Source organism: Pseudomonas sp. LH1G9, from assembly GCF_002949975.1.
Classification (GTDB): Bacteria; Pseudomonadota; Gammaproteobacteria; order Pseudomonadales; family Pseudomonadaceae; genus Aquipseudomonas; species Aquipseudomonas veronii.
This window is the reverse complement of record NZ_CP026880.1, coordinates 4,418,814-4,434,338: the sequence shown is the minus strand read 5'-3', so window position 1 is coordinate 4,434,338 and position 15,525 is coordinate 4,418,814. Positions and strand designations below refer to the sequence as shown.

The 15,525-nt window shown below is 61.1% G+C and carries 18 protein-coding genes and 4 tRNA genes; 13 read left to right on the top strand and 9 right to left on the bottom strand.

Going from position 1 to position 15,525, the window contains the following annotated elements:
• Positions 1-4 precede the first annotated feature (4 nt).
• From C5F70_RS20515 to thiO, 3 genes are all read left to right on the top strand, one after another.
• Entirely contained in the window at positions 5-496 is a 492-nt protein-coding gene (locus C5F70_RS20515) for a PilX N-terminal domain-containing pilus assembly protein (protein WP_256588301.1), read from the top strand.
• An 11-nt stretch (positions 497-507) separates the two neighbouring features.
• The gene (locus tag C5F70_RS20510; RefSeq protein ID WP_017845482.1) at positions 508-909 is read left to right on the top strand and encodes a type IV pilin protein; all 402 of its coding nucleotides are present in this window, start codon (positions 508-510) and stop codon (positions 907-909) included.
• Positions 910-971: 62 nt separating this feature from the next.
• The gene (gene thiO / locus C5F70_RS20505) at positions 972-2,081 is read left to right on the top strand and encodes a glycine oxidase ThiO (protein WP_017845481.1); all 1,110 of its coding nucleotides are present in this window, start codon (positions 972-974) and stop codon (positions 2,079-2,081) included.
• Here thiO and C5F70_RS20500 read toward each other — a convergent pair.
• Together C5F70_RS20500 and C5F70_RS20495 are read right to left on the bottom strand one after the other, a co-directional pair.
• On the bottom strand, positions 2,068-2,301 hold the full coding sequence (locus tag C5F70_RS20500; RefSeq protein ID WP_026139830.1) for a PP0621 family protein: 234 nt from the start codon (positions 2,299-2,301) through the stop codon (positions 2,068-2,070). The two genes, thiO and C5F70_RS20500, sit on opposite strands and share 14 nt — an antisense overlap.
• A gap of 125 nt (positions 2,302-2,426) precedes the next feature.
• The gene (locus C5F70_RS20495; protein ID WP_017845480.1) at positions 2,427-3,452 is read right to left on the bottom strand and encodes an outer membrane protein assembly factor BamD; all 1,026 of its coding nucleotides are present in this window, start codon (positions 3,450-3,452) and stop codon (positions 2,427-2,429) included.
• A gap of 149 nt (positions 3,453-3,601) precedes the next feature.
• Between C5F70_RS20495 and rluD the strand changes: the two genes are divergently transcribed.
• The 7 genes from rluD to C5F70_RS20460 all read left to right on the top strand — a co-directional run bounded on the left by rluD (position 3,602) and on the right by C5F70_RS20460 (position 8,701).
• Entirely contained in the window at positions 3,602-4,564 is a 963-nt protein-coding gene (rluD, locus tag C5F70_RS20490) for a 23S rRNA pseudouridine(1911/1915/1917) synthase RluD (protein ID WP_046488081.1), read from the top strand.
• Entirely contained in the window at positions 4,561-5,286 is a 726-nt protein-coding gene (pgeF, locus tag C5F70_RS20485) for a peptidoglycan editing factor PgeF (protein ID WP_104903961.1), read from the top strand. Before rluD ends, pgeF begins: the two co-directional genes overlap by 4 nt.
• A 131-nt stretch (positions 5,287-5,417) precedes the next feature.
• Positions 5,418-7,982: an ATP-dependent chaperone ClpB gene (gene clpB / locus C5F70_RS20480; RefSeq protein ID WP_017845477.1), complete on the top strand. Its 2,565-nt coding sequence runs from the start codon at positions 5,418-5,420 to the stop codon at positions 7,980-7,982.
• Positions 7,983-8,286: 304 nt separating this feature from the next.
• Positions 8,287-8,362 (top strand) — tRNA-Asn (locus tag C5F70_RS20475).
• A 10-nt stretch (positions 8,363-8,372) separates the two neighbouring features.
• Positions 8,373-8,449: transfer RNA gene (locus C5F70_RS20470), tRNA-Pro, on the top strand.
• 5 nt (positions 8,450-8,454) lie between these two features.
• Positions 8,455-8,530, top strand: a tRNA-Lys gene (locus C5F70_RS20465).
• 94 nt (positions 8,531-8,624) lie between these two features.
• A tRNA-Pro gene (locus C5F70_RS20460) sits at positions 8,625-8,701 on the top strand.
• 115 nt (positions 8,702-8,816) lie between these two features.
• Here the strand turns inward: C5F70_RS20460 and C5F70_RS20455 are convergent.
• The 3 genes from C5F70_RS20455 to C5F70_RS20445 all read right to left on the bottom strand — a co-directional run bounded on the left by C5F70_RS20455 (position 8,817) and on the right by C5F70_RS20445 (position 11,069).
• Positions 8,817-10,115: an NAD(P)/FAD-dependent oxidoreductase gene (locus C5F70_RS20455; protein ID WP_017845476.1), complete on the bottom strand. Its 1,299-nt coding sequence runs from the start codon at positions 10,113-10,115 to the stop codon at positions 8,817-8,819.
• A gap of 60 nt (positions 10,116-10,175) precedes the next feature.
• Entirely contained in the window at positions 10,176-10,349 is a 174-nt protein-coding gene (locus tag C5F70_RS20450) for a DUF3094 family protein (RefSeq protein ID WP_016976295.1), read from the bottom strand.
• Between the two features lie 90 nt (positions 10,350-10,439).
• Positions 10,440-11,069: a DUF1780 domain-containing protein gene (locus tag C5F70_RS20445; RefSeq protein WP_017845475.1), complete on the bottom strand. Its 630-nt coding sequence runs from the start codon at positions 11,067-11,069 to the stop codon at positions 10,440-10,442.
• A gap of 99 nt (positions 11,070-11,168) precedes the next feature.
• On the opposite strand from C5F70_RS20445, the gene C5F70_RS20440 reads away from it, so the two are divergent.
• The 3 genes from C5F70_RS20440 to C5F70_RS20430 all read left to right on the top strand — a co-directional run bounded on the left by C5F70_RS20440 (position 11,169) and on the right by C5F70_RS20430 (position 12,614).
• Positions 11,169-11,636, top strand: coding sequence for an FAD/FMN-containing dehydrogenase (locus C5F70_RS20440; protein WP_104903960.1), 468 nt, complete (start codon positions 11,169-11,171; stop codon positions 11,634-11,636).
• Positions 11,633-12,322: an energy-coupling factor ABC transporter permease gene (locus C5F70_RS20435; RefSeq protein WP_017845473.1), complete on the top strand. Its 690-nt coding sequence runs from the start codon at positions 11,633-11,635 to the stop codon at positions 12,320-12,322. Before C5F70_RS20440 ends, C5F70_RS20435 begins: the two co-directional genes overlap by 4 nt.
• A gap of 76 nt (positions 12,323-12,398) precedes the next feature.
• A complete protein-coding gene (locus tag C5F70_RS20430) occupies positions 12,399-12,614 on the top strand; it encodes a hypothetical protein (protein ID WP_003171680.1) in 216 nt (71 codons plus the stop codon).
• Here C5F70_RS20430 and yacG read toward each other — a convergent pair.
• From yacG to C5F70_RS20410, 4 genes are read right to left on the bottom strand one after another with little or no spacing between them, the layout of a single operon-like run.
• A complete protein-coding gene (gene yacG / locus C5F70_RS20425) occupies positions 12,611-12,811 on the bottom strand; it encodes a DNA gyrase inhibitor YacG (RefSeq protein WP_017845472.1) in 201 nt (66 codons plus the stop codon). The genes C5F70_RS20430 and yacG overlap by 4 nt on opposite strands.
• Complete coding sequence (gene coaE / locus C5F70_RS20420; protein ID WP_017845471.1) at positions 12,808-13,431, bottom strand: dephospho-CoA kinase; 624 nt, start codon at positions 13,429-13,431, stop codon at positions 12,808-12,810. Before coaE ends, yacG begins: the two co-directional genes overlap by 4 nt.
• Positions 13,428-14,294, bottom strand: a complete 867-nt coding sequence (locus tag C5F70_RS20415; RefSeq protein WP_017845470.1) for an A24 family peptidase — start codon at positions 14,292-14,294, stop codon at positions 13,428-13,430. Before C5F70_RS20415 ends, coaE begins: the two co-directional genes overlap by 4 nt.
• The gene (locus C5F70_RS20410) at positions 14,291-15,499 is read right to left on the bottom strand and encodes a type II secretion system F family protein (RefSeq protein ID WP_017845469.1); all 1,209 of its coding nucleotides are present in this window, start codon (positions 15,497-15,499) and stop codon (positions 14,291-14,293) included. Before C5F70_RS20410 ends, C5F70_RS20415 begins: the two co-directional genes overlap by 4 nt.
• Between the last annotated feature and the right edge of the window lie 26 nt (positions 15,500-15,525).

Below are 15,525 nucleotides of genomic sequence, written 5' to 3'. Positions count from 1 at the left end.
GGGCATGGTGCTGCTGATCAGCCTGGTGTTCCTGTTGCTGTTATCGCTGATCGCGTTGTCTTCGATGCAGGGTGCGGTGTCCCAGCAGAAGGTCGTTGGCAGTGTCTGGCATCGCAACCAGTCGCTACAAAGTGCCGAAAGTGGCCTGAGGCTGGGGGAGGCGGCCGTGCGGCGGGCAGGCGCCGCGTGGCCTGTGTGCGCGTCGATCATCACCTGTGCGCCGCCGCGCGAGTCGTCTTCGGTGATAGCTCCCGGAACCGATCCCGTTTCGAGGGTGAACTGGGCCGCCATGGACGGCGGTCTTTACGCGGTTCAAGCACTCGGGCCTGTCGTGGGGCTGGCTCATTTGCCTGCGCAGATGCCGGCAATGCTCTATCGGGTTACGGCGGTGGGGCTCCGTGGCCAAACGCGCACGGTGCTGGAGGCCATGTATGCGCGGGTGGATGAGGGAGGGCGCTCGCGGTTTCAGCGAGTGATGTGGCGACAACTTTACTGAGGAGCGGCGCAATGGGCATGGATAGCCAGGGTTTTACGTTGATTGAATTACTGACTGCCGTGGCGATCGTCGCGGTGCTGGCCGGTGTCGTTTATCCGGCGTATGTCGGCCATGTGAACAAGGCCTATCGCGCGGAAATTGTCGTGCTGTTGACCGAGCAAGCTCAGTCTCTGGAGCGGTATTACACGAGCAATGGCAGTTTTATTGATGCAAGCGGCGTCAGCGTCGGCAATGATCGCTATAGAATCACGGCTGCGCTGAACCCTCAGGATTTCAGCCTGCTGGCCACACCAGGCGTCGACTCTGTCATGGCAGGCGACGCTTGCGGGGCATTCAGCCTGACCAGTAGCGGTGCGCGGACCAACCCCGGAGCGGCCCCAGGCATGTCACGCAAGACATGCTGGGGGCAGTGATGGGTGTACTCCATGAGTGGGCGCCGAGTGCGCTTTTCCCTTTTTATCGGCTGGATCAAATGATGGCTAAGCAACAGCGAGTGGTGGTGGTCGGTGGCGGAGTAATCGGCTTGTTGACGGCGTTCAACCTGGCGACCCAGGGCCTGGCAGTCGTACTGCTGGAACGCTCGGGGCTCGGGCAGGAGTCCTCGTGGGCAGGCGGCGGCATTGTCTCGCCACTGTACCCGTGGCGCTACAGCCCGGCAGTCACGGCTTTGGCTCATTGGTCCCAGGACTTTTATCCACAACTGGCCGAGCGCTTGTTTGCCGATACCGGCGTTGACCCGGAGGTCCACACCACCGGCCTCTACTGGCTGGACCTGGAGGATGAAGCCGACGCATTGGCCTGGGCCGCGCGCGAAGGACGACCATTGAGCAAGGTGGATGTGTCGGTCGCCCATGATGCGGTTCCGGTGTTGGGCGGTGGTTACTCCCAGGCGATCTACATGGCGAATGTGGCGAATGTGCGCAACCCGCGCCTGATCAAATCGCTCAAGGCGGCGCTGCTGGCGCTGCCAGGCGTGACGATTCATGAACAGTGCGAAGTTGACGGGTTTGTGTTGGACGGCGACAACGTCGTCGGCGTGAATACGCCTGCCGGGCCGGTGCTTGGTGATCAGGTCGTGCTTGCGGCGGGGGCCTGGAGTGGGCAGTTGCTGGACAAGCTGGGCCTGTCGCTGCCGGTTGAGCCGGTCAAAGGCCAGATGATTCTGTACAAATGCGCCTCGGACTTTCTGTCGAGCATGGTCCTGGCCAACGGGCGTTATGCGATCCCGCGGCGTGACGGGCACATTCTGATTGGCAGTACCCTGGAACATGAAGGGTTCGACAAGACGCCGACCGGATCGGCGCTGGAGAGCCTGAAGGCTTCGGCCGTGGAGTTGATTCCCGCCCTGGCGGATGCCGAGGTGGTGGGCCATTGGGCGGGCCTGCGGCCAGGCTCGCCGGAAGGTATTCCCTACATCGGTCCGGTCCCCGGTTTCAACGGGCTGTGGCTCAATTGCGGGCATTACCGCAACGGCCTCGTGCTGGCGCCGGCATCGTGCCAGTTATTCGCCGATTTGTTGCTGGGGCACACGCCGATCATCGACCCGGCGCCCTACGCGCCCGCAGGTCGGATCAACGTTGGATAGCTTTCGGCCCTTGCTCCAGATGCGCCTGGGTGCAATACCATTCTTGCCGTGAGCTTAGTGCTCGGTCCTGCGGCAGATGTACGCCGCAGTGAGCGCAGCGCACCATTGGCGTTGCGTCGGGTTCGCCGGAGCGTTGTTGTTTGACGGCCGGGTTTTTGAATTTGCGCCAGAACCATACCGCGGCAGCAATGACGGCAATCCAGAACAGTAGACGAACCATGATGGGCAGTTTCTCGACAAGGAATGCGCCAGTTTAGCCAAGGACGTGGCAGGCGCACAGCGCAATAATGCTTGCGCATAAAAAAGGGAGCCTCGAGGGCTCCCTTTTTACGTTGCGTCGGATGATCAGTCGAACACACCGAAGGTCATGTAGCTGAACCACGAGCGGTCTTGGTTGTTGCCCAGGGCTTGCGGCGCTTGTTCTTCGATCACATCGCCATTTTCATCATGGGGCTTGAGGTCCGCAGGGATGGCTTCCTTGGCGTCCTGGAACTGTTTCATCACGTCCTGGTTGGCGCGGGTTTCACCCGGCGGCAGCGGTGGACGCGACTCGATCAGGCCCAGGGTGTACTTGCTCAGCCACGAACGGTTGTCCGCTTCGGCAACCTGAGGCACGAACTGGCCGTCTTTCAGGCTTGGGTGATCCGGGTAGTTGAGCTTCAGGGTTTCCAGGCTGGTGGCCGCCAGGGCGTCCAGGTGCAGGCGCTGGTAGGCCTCGGTCATCACCGCCAGGCCGTCACCCACGGAAGGGGTTTCCTGGAAGTTTTCCACGACATAGCGACCACGGTTGGCGGCTGCCACGTAAGCCTGACGGGTCAGGTAGTAGTGGGCCACGTGGATTTCGTAGGAGGCCAGCAGGTTGCGCAGGTAGATCATGCGCTGCTTGGCGTCCGGCGCGTAGCGGCTGTTGGGATAGCGGCTGGTCAGCTGGGCGAACTCGTTGTAGGAGTCGCGGGCAGCGCCCGGGTCACGCTTGGTCATGTCCAGCGGCAGGAAGCGCGCCAGCAGGCCAACGTCCTGGTCGAACGAGGTCAGGCCCTTGAGGTAGTAGGCGTAGTCGACGTTCGGGTGTTGCGGGTGCAGGCGGATAAAACGCTCGGCGGCGGACTTGGCGGCTTCCGGCTCGGCGTTCTTGTAGTTGGCGTAGATCAGCTCGAGCTGGGCCTGGTCGGCGTAGCGCCCGAACGGATAGCGCGACTCCAGGGCCTTCAGCTTGGCTGTGGCACTGGTGTAGCTATTATTGTCCAAGTCTTTTTGAGCTTGTTGATACAGCTCGACTTCGCTCAGGTTTTCGTCGACGACTTCCTTTGTTGACGAGCAAGCAGCAGTCATGGCGAGGATGGCGATCAGCAGCAGGTGTTTCACTTGCATGGCGGCTTGCGTCCCTATGACGGCCGCTGTCTTGGGCGGGGCCGTCCTGTTATGATGAGCGCCCCGTTGAAAGCATCGGGGCAAAAGACGCCGTATTTAACCACAAGCGCGCAGCCGAAACCAAAGGCTGTGCCACGCCTAGTCTGAGCATGTCCGATAAAATTGAACTTCGCGCAGAGGTGCCGTCCGAATTGGGCGGCCAACGCCTCGATCAAGTCGCCGCACAATTATTCGCTGAGCACTCGCGCTCGCGCCTTTCCGCCTGGATCAAAGACGGCCGCCTGACTGTGGATGGAGCGGTTATCCGCCCGCGAGACATAGTCCATGGCGGTGCGATTCTTGAGCTGACTGCCGAGCAGGAAGCCCAGGGAGAATGGATCGCCCAGGACATCGAGCTGGACATCGTCTATGAAGACGACGACATCCTGGTCATCAACAAACCCGCAGGCCTGGTGGTTCACCCGGCGGCCGGGCACGCTGATGGCACCTTGCTCAATGCTCTGTTGCACCATGTGCCGGACATCATCAATGTCCCGCGCTGCGGCATCGTACACCGCCTGGACAAGGACACGACCGGCTTGATGGTGGTGGCCAAGACCATTCAGGCCCAGACGCAGCTGGTTACACAGTTGCAGAGCCGCAGCGTCAGCCGGATCTACGAGTGCATCGTGATCGGCGTCGTGGTGGCGGGTGGCAAGATCAATGCGCCTATCGGTCGTCACGGCCAGCAGCGCCAGCGTATGGCGGTGATGGAAGGCGGCAAGCAGGCCGTCAGCCACTACCGTGTGCTGGAGCGTTTCCGGTCCCACACCCATGTGCGGGTCAAGCTGGAAACCGGCCGTACCCACCAGATTCGCGTACACATGGCGCACATCAACTTCCCGTTGGTCGGAGATCCGGCCTACGGCGGTCGCTTCCGTATTCCGCCGGCGGCCAGTGCCACCATGGTTGAATCGCTGAAGTCCTTCCCGCGTCAGGCGCTGCATGCGCGGTTCCTGGAGCTGGATCATCCGACGAGCGGTAAGCGGATGAGCTGGGAATCGCCTCTGCCGGACGATCTGGTCTGGTTGCTGTCGCTGCTCAGGCAGGATCGCGAGGCATTTATCGGATGAGTGACTGGCTGATTCCTGACTGGCCCGCGCCGGCTCAGGTCAAGGCCTGCGTCACCACCCGTGCGGGCGGCGTCAGCCTGGCGCCGTTCGACAGCCTCAACCTGGGCGATCACGTCGAGGACAGCCCCGAGGCTGTGCTTGAAAATCGCCGTCGCCTCACCGAAGTCTTTCATGTCCGGCCGGCCTGGCTCCGCCAGGTCCACGGCGTGAACGTGGTCGAGGCCGACCCCGAGCGCATTGCCGAAGCCGACGGCAGTTGGACCAGCACGCCGGGCATCGCCTGCACCTCCATGACCGCCGATTGCCTGCCTGCGTTGTTCTGCAACCGCGCCGGCACACGCGTCGCCGCCGCTCACGCGGGTTGGCGTGGCTTGGCCGCGGGCGTGCTGGAGGCCACCGCCGAAAGCCTGCAAGCCGAGCCTGCCGACATATTGGTCTGGCTGGGCCCGGCCATTGGCCCGCAAGCCTTCGAAGTCGGCCCGGAAGTGCGGGAAGCGTTCGTGCAGCAACTGCCGGGCACCGCCCAGGCCTTTGTGCCCAGCCTCAACCCTGGCAAGTTCATGGCCGACATCTACCAACTGGCCCGTTTGCGCCTGGCTGCCCGCGGTATCACTGCCGTTTACGGTGGCGGGTTCTGCACCGTGAACGATCCGCGCTTCTTTTCTTTCCGCCGCAGTCCACGCACGGGTCGGTTCGCCTCCCTTATTTGGCTGGAGCGCTAGACTCTTCTGATCTACGTCAACTGTCCGACGCTTGAATCTCCCAGAATCGACCACATCTATAGGGCTATCTGGCAGGTTTCTTCATTCAGGATGTGTTTGTAGCTCCGGCCTGCTCAAAAGGAAGGTGACTAATGCGTATTGATCGTTTAACCAGTAAATTGCAATTGGCCTTATCCGACTCCCAATCCCTGGCGGTCGGCCTCGACCACCCGGCCATTGAGCCCGCGCACTTGATGCAGGCGCTCCTGGAACAGCAAGGTGGTTCTATCAAGCCCTTGCTGATGCAGGTGGGCTTCGACGTCAACAGCCTGCGCAAGGAGTTGAGCAAAGAGCTCGACCAACTGCCGAAAATCCAGAATCCTACGGGCGACGTGAATATGTCCCAGGACCTGGCGCGCCTGCTCAATCAAGCGGACCGCCTGGCTCAGCAGAAGGGCGACCAGTTCATCTCCAGCGAGCTGGTGCTGCTCGCCGCCATGGACGAAAACAGCAAGCTCGGCAAATTGTTGCTGGGCCAGGGCGTCAGCAAAAAAGCCCTGGAAAACGCCATCAACAACCTGCGTGGCGGCGAAGCGGTGAACGACCCCAACCACGAGGAGTCGCGCCAGGCCCTGGATAAATACACTGTCGACCTGACCAAGCGCGCCGAAGAAGGCAAGCTGGACCCGGTGATCGGCCGTGACGACGAGATTCGTCGCACCATCCAGGTCCTGCAGCGCCGTACCAAGAACAACCCGGTGCTGATCGGTGAGCCTGGCGTGGGTAAAACCGCGATTGCCGAGGGCCTGGCCCAGCGCATCATCAACGGTGAAGTGCCGGACGGCCTCAAGGGCAAGCGCCTGCTGTCCCTGGACATGGGGTCGCTGATCGCCGGCGCGAAATTCCGCGGCGAGTTCGAAGAGCGTCTCAAATCCCTGCTTAACGAGCTGTCGAAGCAGGAAGGGCAGATCATTCTGTTTATCGACGAGCTGCACACCATGGTCGGCGCCGGTAAAGGCGAAGGCTCGATGGACGCCGGCAACATGCTCAAGCCTGCCTTGGCGCGGGGCGAGTTGCACTGCGTGGGTGCCACCACGCTCAACGAATACCGCCAGTACATCGAGAAGGATGCGGCCCTTGAGCGGCGTTTCCAGAAAGTGCTGGTGGAAGAACCGAGCGAAGAAGACACCATCGCGATCCTGCGGGGCCTGAAAGAACGCTATGAGGTCCACCACAAGGTAGCGATCACTGACGGCGCGATCATTGCGGCGGCGAAATTGAGCCATCGCTATATCACCGACCGGCAGTTGCCCGACAAGGCCATCGACCTGATCGACGAAGCGGCCAGCCGTATCCGCATGGAGATCGACTCCAAGCCGGAAGTGCTCGACCGTCTGGATCGGCGCCTGATTCAACTGAAAGTCGAATCCCAGGCACTGAAAAAAGAAGAGGACGAAGCGGCGAAAAAACGCCTGGAAAAACTCCAGGAAGAAATCCTCCGCCTGGAACGCGAGTACTCGGACCTCGAGGAAATCTGGAACGCGGAAAAAGCTGAAGTACAGGGTTCGGCACAGATCCAGCAAAAGATCGAGCAGTCGCGCCAGGAGCTGGAAACCGCACGCCGTAAGGGCGACCTGAACCGCATGGCCGAGTTGCAGTACGGGGTGATCCCGGACCTGGAACGCAGCCTGCAGATGGTCGACCAGCATGGTCACAGCGAGAACCAATTGCTGCGCAGCAAGGTGACCGAGGAAGAAATTGCCGAAGTTGTCTCGAAGTGGACCGGTATCCCCGTGTCGAAAATGCTCGAAGGCGAACGCGACAAGCTGATGAAGATGGAAAGCCTGTTGCACCAGCGCGTCATCGGCCAGGAAGAGGCGGTGGTGGCGGTGTCCAACGCGGTACGGCGTTCCCGTGCCGGGTTGTCCGACCCGAATCGCCCAAGTGGCTCGTTCATGTTCCTCGGCCCGACCGGTGTGGGTAAGACCGAGTTGTGCAAGGCCTTGGCCGAGTTCCTCTTCGACACCGAAGAAGCCATGGTGCGGATCGATATGTCCGAGTTCATGGAGAAACATTCCGTGGCTCGCCTGATCGGGGCGCCACCGGGCTACGTAGGCTACGAGGAAGGCGGTTACCTGACCGAAGCGGTACGGCGCAAGCCCTACTCGGTGATCCTGCTGGATGAGGTCGAGAAGGCCCACCCGGACGTGTTCAACATCTTGCTGCAGGTGCTGGAAGATGGCCGGCTGACGGACAGCCACGGGCGTACTGTGGATTTCCGCAACACGGTGATCGTGATGACCTCCAACCTGGGGTCGGTGCAGATCCAGGAACTGGTGGGCGATCGTGAAGCCCAGCGCGCAGCTGTGATGGATGCGCTGACCACGCACTTCCGTCCGGAATTCATCAACCGGGTCGATGAAGTGGTGATCTTCGAGCCTTTGGCGCGGGATCAGATCGCGGGCATCACCGAGATCCAGTTGGGCCGCCTGCGCAGCCGTCTGGCTGAGCGCGAGCTGGCGCTGGAGCTGAGCCCCGAGGCGTTGGACAAGCTGATCGCGGTCGGTTACGACCCGGTGTATGGCGCACGGCCGTTGAAGCGTGCGATCCAGCGCTGGATCGAAAACCCGCTGGCCCAGTTGATTCTGTCGGGCAGCTTTATGCCGGGCACCAGCGTCAAGGCCACGGTGGAAAACGACGAAATCGTCTTCCACTGAGTCCAGTCAGTAGGGCTATAAAGTGAAGGCCTCGCATTGCGAGGCCTTTTTTTTCGATAGGGCGTTGAACTGTAAGGCAAAGGCTTGTAAAGTGCGCCCCGCAGCAACGTCAGCCCACGGGTTTCTTCTCCCCAAGAAGAAATCAGAAAGAAGCGCAAATCATTGTCTTAAAAGCAATTTAAAGGGTTGACAGGGGTTTTTAAGATTGTAGAATAGCGCGCCTCAGAGACGCGAACGTAGCGATACGGACGCATCGAAGAGAAGGTTACACCGCAGTAAAAGTTGTACATTTGAAATGTGTAGTTCCGTGATAGCTCAGTCGGTAGAGCAAATGACTGTTAATCATTGGGTCCCAGGTTCGAGTCCTGGTCACGGAGCCAATTTCAAAACCGGGGTATAGCGCAGTCCGGTAGCGCGCCTGCTTTGGGAGCAGGATGTCAGGAGTTCGAATCCCCTTACCCCGACCATTTTTGGGTCGTTAGCTCAGTTGGTAGAGCAGTTGGCTTTTAACCAATTGGTCGTAGGTTCGAATCCCACACGACCCACCATTTTTGAAACCAGTTAACGCTGGAATCAGATCTTAAGATCAGAGGCCAAAAGCCCTGATCGAAGAAGGCGGCTGAGAGGTCGCCTTTGTTTTACCGGGGTATAGCGCAGTCCGGTAGCGCGCCTGCTTTGGGAGCAGGATGTCAGGAGTTCGAATCCCCTTACCCCGACCATATTAAAAATCCTCGTATCGAAAGATACGGGGATTTTTTTTGCCTGAAATTATCCCAAATCCAACACAACACCAATGTGGGAGGGAGCAAGCCCCCTCCCACATTGATCGCGTGTTTAGTGAAGTTTGAGACGTGGCTCAGTTCCGCGCCCAATCCGGCTGCCCAGCATCAGCATCGCCGTGCGGAAGACGCCATACAGCGCCATCTGGTGCATGCGGTACAGCGACACATAGAACATCCGCGCCAACCAGCCTTCCAACATCACACTGCCTGTGAGGTTGCCCATCAGGTTACCCACCGCCGAGAAGCGCGACAGCGAGATCAGCGAGCCGTAGTCGGTGTACTTGTACGATGGCAGGTCCTTGCCTTCGATCCGCAGCTTCAACGATTTGGCCAGCAATGAAGCCTGCTGGTGCGCGGCCTGGGCGCGTGGCGGTACGTTGCGGTCGGTGCCGGGTTGTGGGCAGGCGGCGCAGTCACCGAAGGCGAAGATGTTTTCGTCGCGGGTGGTTTGCAGTGTCGGCAGCACCTGCAGTTGATTGATGCGGTTGGTTTCCAGGCCGTCGATGTCCTTGAGGAAGGCGGGCGCACGGATGCCGGCGGCCCACACTTTCAGGCTGGCCGGAATCACTTGGCCGCTGCTGGTGATCAGCGCGTCGGCCGTCACTTCGCTGACCGCCGAGTTGGTCAGCACCGTCACGCCGAGCTTCTCCAGGGTTTTATGCACCGGCCCGCCGATCCGCTCTGGCAGGGCAGGCAGGACCCGTGGGCCGGCTTCGATCAGGGTGATGTGCATGTTTTCCGGTTTGATCCGGTCCAGGCCGTAGGCTGCCAGTTCATGGGCGGCGTTATGCAGTTCGGCGGCCAGTTCAACCCCGGTGGCGCCAGCGCCGACGATGGCCACGCTGATCTTTTCCACCACGTCGGTTTGCCCGGCATGGGCGCGCAGGTAGTGGTTGAGCAACTGCTGATGGAAGCGCTCCGCCTGTTTGCGCGTGTCGAGGAACAGGCAGTGTTGCGCCGCGCCTTCGGTGCCGAAGTCGTTGGTGGTACTGCCGACCGCGATCACCAGGCTGTCGTAGCCCAGCACGCGCGCAGGCACCAGTTCGCGGCCTTCTTCGTCGAGGGTCGCGGCCAGTTGAATTTTCTTCTGTTCACGGTCGAGCCCGCTCATGCGCCCCAGCTGGAACTCGAAGTGGTTCCATTTGGCCTGGGCGACATAATTGAGTTCGTCTTCCGAAGAGTTCAGCGAGCCGGCGGCCACTTCGTGCAGCAGCGGTTTCCAGATATGGGTCAGGTTGGTGTCCACCAGCGTGATGCTGGCGGTGCCGCGCTTGCCCAGAGTCTTACCCAGGCGGGTAGCCAACTCCAGGCCGCCGGCGCCGCCGCCGACGATAATAATACGATGGGTCATGGGGGTATCTCGCAAGGCTAAAAGAAATCGGAGCGGTTACCCCCGCGAGCGCCAGGCAGCTCATAGCGTCAGGTAACTCAAAAGGCGGCTCAGCAGGCCGAGCCCGATCACCACCACCAGCACCACACCAAGGAGCAGCCACGGCCGGAAAGGCTTGCGCTCGACTCGGTTCTGGGAGAGTTGCAGGTACTCTTCGACATGCTGTTGGTCGTCGGGGTTCAGGCGGCTGGTCATATAAGGCCTCGTCAGGTAGACGTTGCAAAAGGGCGCCACGTTACAGTCAGGGGGTTGGCGGTATCGCCATAAGCGTAGCCTGTGCTCGCGTCACAGGCTGATGCCCACGTCGAACACGATGCTGCGCCCCAGATTGTTGCGCAAGAAATCCGGCGCGTCCGGGTGGGCGAACAGTACCCGGGCAAACGTCGGCCCCACCAGCGACAGCGAGCGCCAGCCCTGGCGCAAGTATTCGGTGGGCGGCGGGAAATGACTGTTGAGGTCCAGCACCTCGCGCTTGAGGCTGGCGAAGGCGACGATATCCAGCTCGCCCAGGTCCATCCCGCGTTCTTTGTAGTTGTGCGCTTTTTTGCGCAGGGTCGGCGCCAGGCGCAGCAGGAATTCATGGGCCGGAATCCGCCGCGGCTTGGCTTCGCGCCTGACCAGCTGGCTGAGGGAAAACGCACTGCGTCGACGCAGCAATTCGTCGCGCCATTCATCGTTCAGACGGCGTCCTTCGTCCAGCACGAAAAACACTTCGAAACTGGCGTCACGAAACAGCACGTCCGGCGGTTCTTGCCCGGCGGCATGAAACTCTTCGGCGCGGTACGGCACGTTCAAGCCTTGCAGCAGGCGCTGGCAGACCCAACGCTCACGCTCCCATTTACGGGCATTGGACAGGAACGCATTGGCTTGTTCGGCTGCCACGGTGAGCAGGCGCAAATAATCTGAGTCATCCATGCGTGCAGCTTAGCGCCCAAATGATGACCTCAGGAAGTCCCGACGCGAAAGCCCGGTGTAAACTGTCGACTCGGTTTTCTCTCAAGCATGAGGTGTGCAGTGAAGTTTTTCGCCGTGCTGTTGTTGAGCCTGTTGCCCGTGTGGGCCCAGGCGGTTGAAGTGGGTGAGCGCGTGGCGCCCTGGACTCTGCTGGATCAGTTCGATCAGGCCTACACTCTGGATGACCAGGCACAGGTCCTGTTGGTGGCCCGCAGCATGGATGCCGCCAAGCTAGTGAACGCCGCCCTGCAAGGCCAGCCCAAAGACTATCTCGAAGCGCGGCATGGGGTGTTTGTCGCGGATATCCAGCGCATGCCTCGGCTGGTCGCCAAGCTGTTCGCGGTGCCGGCCATGCAGTCCTACAACTACCGGGTCATGCTGGACCGGGACGCACGCATCGCTCCGCGTTATCCCGCGCCTGTGGATAAGGTGCTGTGGCTGCAATTGGATAATGGCAAGCTGACAGCGCGCCACGAGTACGGCTCTGCGGCTGAACTGCGCGAGGCCCTGGAGCAGGTGAAACCGTGATCAGTGCCGCGGTGCTGGCGCCGGGAACCCTCGGCATCGGCTGGCTGTTGTACGCGCCGGTGCTGTTGTGGGCGATCTTGCGTTCGCCGTGGGTCGAGCTGTTTGCTGACCGGCGGCGCCAGCATTTGCTGTTCGGTACGGTGTTCGCGTTATTCATGTTGTGGTTGGTGAGGCGCGATTTCGATACTGGTGTCTCCTACCACTTTATCGGCATGACGGCCGTGACCCTGCTGCTCGACTGGCCGCTGGCAATCGTCGGCGGTTTCGCCGCGCAGTTGGGCTTGCTGTTGCTGGGTCGCCAGGACCTGGCCGCCGTGGGCATCAACGGCCTGCTGCTGATCGTGCTGCCGGTGCTGGTCACTGAAACCTGCGCGGTGCTTGTCGAGCGGGCACAACCGCGTAACCCGTTCGTCTATATCTTCTGTTCCGGCTTTTTCGCCGCTGCATTGTCGGCCTTGCTCTGCCTGTTGGCCGGGCTGGGGTTGCTGTGGTTCGACGGGCGTTTCGCGATGCCGGAATGGCTGGAGGATTTTATCGGTTACCTGTGGCTGATCATCTTCCCCGAGGCCTTCATCAACGGCATGGTCATCAGCGCCCTGGTGGTGTTTTGCCCGGAATGGCTGGAGACATTCAACCGCACGCGCTACCTCTCGGCGCCCTGGAAAGACGACAATTCGCAGACTTGACTCAGATCAAATCGCGCCCAGCGTGGCGGGCCCATGCTTTGCGAAACTTTTCCTGAGCAAGATGGGAGCACGGATCATGAGTGTGTATGAATGGGCACGTCAGGAGTTGCGCAGAAGCCAGGACGCGGCACAAGAAATCGGCTTTGATCCAGGCTTGACCTTGCGCGCGATGCTCAGCGCGGTGGTGCAGCAGAGCAAGGGCGTGCGCAGTTTCGAAGACCTGGCCGACGAGTTGCAATACCTGGCAGAGAACCTCGACGACCAGCAGGAATATGCCTTTATGCGGCCTTAATGGCGCGGTGGCAGGTCTTCGGAAAACAGCTCGTCTTCGGCGTCCGGCGCCACGGGGATCTTATGTTCCTCAGCGGCCCAGGCACCCAGGTCGATGAGCTTGCAACGGTCCGAGCAGAACGGCCGGTTGAGGTTGGTCGCTTTCCATTCCACGGGTGCGCCGCAGGTTGGGCATTCGACGGTCAAGGGTTGGCTCATGATCGGCCTCCACGCAAAGTAAGGTAAAAGTGGTGCAGTCGTTCGACCTCGCTGTGCAACCAGGCGAGGTCGCGGTCATTGACCAGCACGTCATCGGCATGGCTCAGGCGGTCTTCGCGGCTGGACTGGGCCTTGAGTATCGCCTGCACCTGTTGTTCGCTGATGCCGTCGCGCTGCAGGGTACGCTGAATCTGCAGGGATTGCGGCACGTCGATCACCAGGATGCGTTGGGTCATGCTGTGCTGGCCGGATTCGATCAGCAGCGGCGACACCAGGATCGCGTAAGGCGAGCGCGCACGCGCCAGGTGGTTGCGAATCTCTTCGCCAATCAACGGGTGCAGCAAGGCTTCCAGCCAGCGGCGTTCTTGCGGCACTTCAAAGATTAACTTGCGCAATGCGGCGCGGTCCAACTGGCCGTCGGGCTGCAGCACGCCGGCACCGAAGTGTTCGACAATGCTGGCGAGCGCCGGCCGGCCGGGTTCGACCACCCAGCGCGCGGCGTGATCGGCGTCTACCAGGTCTACGCCGAGGTCGCTGAAGTGCTGGGCCGCGGCGCTCTTGCCGCTGCCGATGCCGCCCGTAAGGCCAAGAATCCAGGGTGTTGCAACAGGAGTGGTCATTTGAAACCGACAGACTGCAAATAGAAGTCGGTTATTTGACCACCCCAGAGCACGGCAATCCAGCCGGCAATTGCCAGATAGGGACCAAACGGCATCGGCGTGGCCGCCTGGATCTTGCTCCGACGCAGCAGGATCAGCCCGCCGCACACGCCCACCAGCGATGACATCAGCAGCGTCATCGGCAGGATTTGCCAGCCACCCCAGGCGCCGAGCAGCGCCAACAACTTGAAGTCGCCGTAGCCCATGCCGTCCTTGCCGGTGGCCAGCTTGAACAGCCAGAACACCGTCCACAGGCTCATGTAGCCGATCACCGCACCCCACAGTGCATCGGGCAGGGGCACCAGCAGCTCGACGCTGTTAAGCATCAGCCCCAGCCACAACAGCGGCAGGACCAGCACGTCGGGCAGCAGTTGGTGGTCGACGTCGATCAGGCTCATCGCCAACAAGCCCCAGCTCAACAGCATCACTGCGCCCGCTTGCCAGCCAAAGCCAAAATGCCAGGCCACCACGGCCGAGATCAACCCGCACGCCAGTTCGGTCAAGGGATAACGCGTACTGATCGCTTCGCGGCAATGGGCACAGCGGCCCCGGAGCATCAGGTAGCTGAGCAGCGGGATGTTTTCCCACGGCCGAATCGGCTGATTGCAGTGTGGGCAGCAGGAATTGGGCTGCATCAGGTTGTATCTCGGCCCGACGGGGTCGCCGGGCAAACCGAGCACTTCATGGGCCTGTGCGCGCCATTCCCGTTCAAGCATTTTCGGCAGGCGCCACACCAGCACGTTGAGGAAACTGCCCACGATCAAGCCCAGCACCATTGCCATGGCGACAAAGGCCCACGGCTGCTGGCTCAACAGCAGGCTCAAAATGCCGTACCGAGTTGGAAGACCGGCAGGTACAGGGCGATTACCAAAGCGCCGACAATCCCGCCGAGCACCACCATGATCAGCGGTTCCATCAGGCTGGTGAGCTGGTCGACCAGCGTGTCGACGTCCGACTCATAGTGGCTCGCGACTTTTTCCAGCATGTGCTCCAGGGTGCCGGATTCTTCACCAATCGCCGTCATCTGGATCGCCATGCCAGGGAACAGACCGCTGGTAGCCATGGCCCGATTCAACGGCATGCCTGTGGATACATCGTGACGCATATGTTCGATAGCCTGTTTGAATAGCTGGTTGCCGGCAGCGGCGGCCACTGAATCCAGGGCCTGCACCAACGGCACTCCGGCCGCGAACGTAGTTGAAAGCGTGCGTGCGTAGCGGGCGACCGCCGACTTTTTCAGCAGTGTGCCCGCCAGGGGCGCTTTCAACAAACCGGCATCCAGCCAATGACGAAAACCCGGCGATACGCGATAGGCCCGGCGCAACCCCAGACCTCCCGCGCCCAGGCTGAGCGCCAGCATCCACCAGGCTTGTTGCAGGAACTCGGACAAGGCAATCACGTACAGAGTAAAACCAGGCAACTCGCTGTCCACGCTGGCGAACAGGTTCTGGAATTGCGGCACCACATGGATCAGCAAGAGACTGCTGACAAGGCTGGCGACCACGATGACCGCGATGGGGTAGGTCATGGCCTTCTTGATCCGGGCCTTGAGCCGTTCGCTCTTTTCCAGGTGATCCGCCACCCGTTCCAGAAGGGTTTCCAGGGCACCGGCCTGCTCACCCGCCGCCACCAGGTTGCAGTACAGGTCATCGAAGTAGCGCGGCTGTTTGCGCAGGGCCGACGCCAGGGTATTTCCGGCGCCGATCTCCTGTTTCAGGCCTTTTACCAGCCTGTACATGTGGCGGTTGTCGAAGCCTTCGCTGATCACGTCGAAGGCTTGCAGCAAGGCAATGCCGGCCTTCAGCAGTGTCGCCAGTTGGCGAGTGAACAGGGCAATGTCCGCCGGTTTGATCGGCGCAGCGAGGCTTGGCAGGCCGGCGGATTGTTTGCGCACGCGGCCAGGGCAAATCCCTTGCTGGCGCAGTTGTGCCTTGACCCGCGCGAGGTCGTGGCTGACGGTTTGCCCGGACACCCTGCGTCCCTGGCGGTTGATGCCTTCCCAAGCGTATGTCGTGGCAGCGTTGGTCATGTCTCTGTTCCGCACACAGGTCGTCG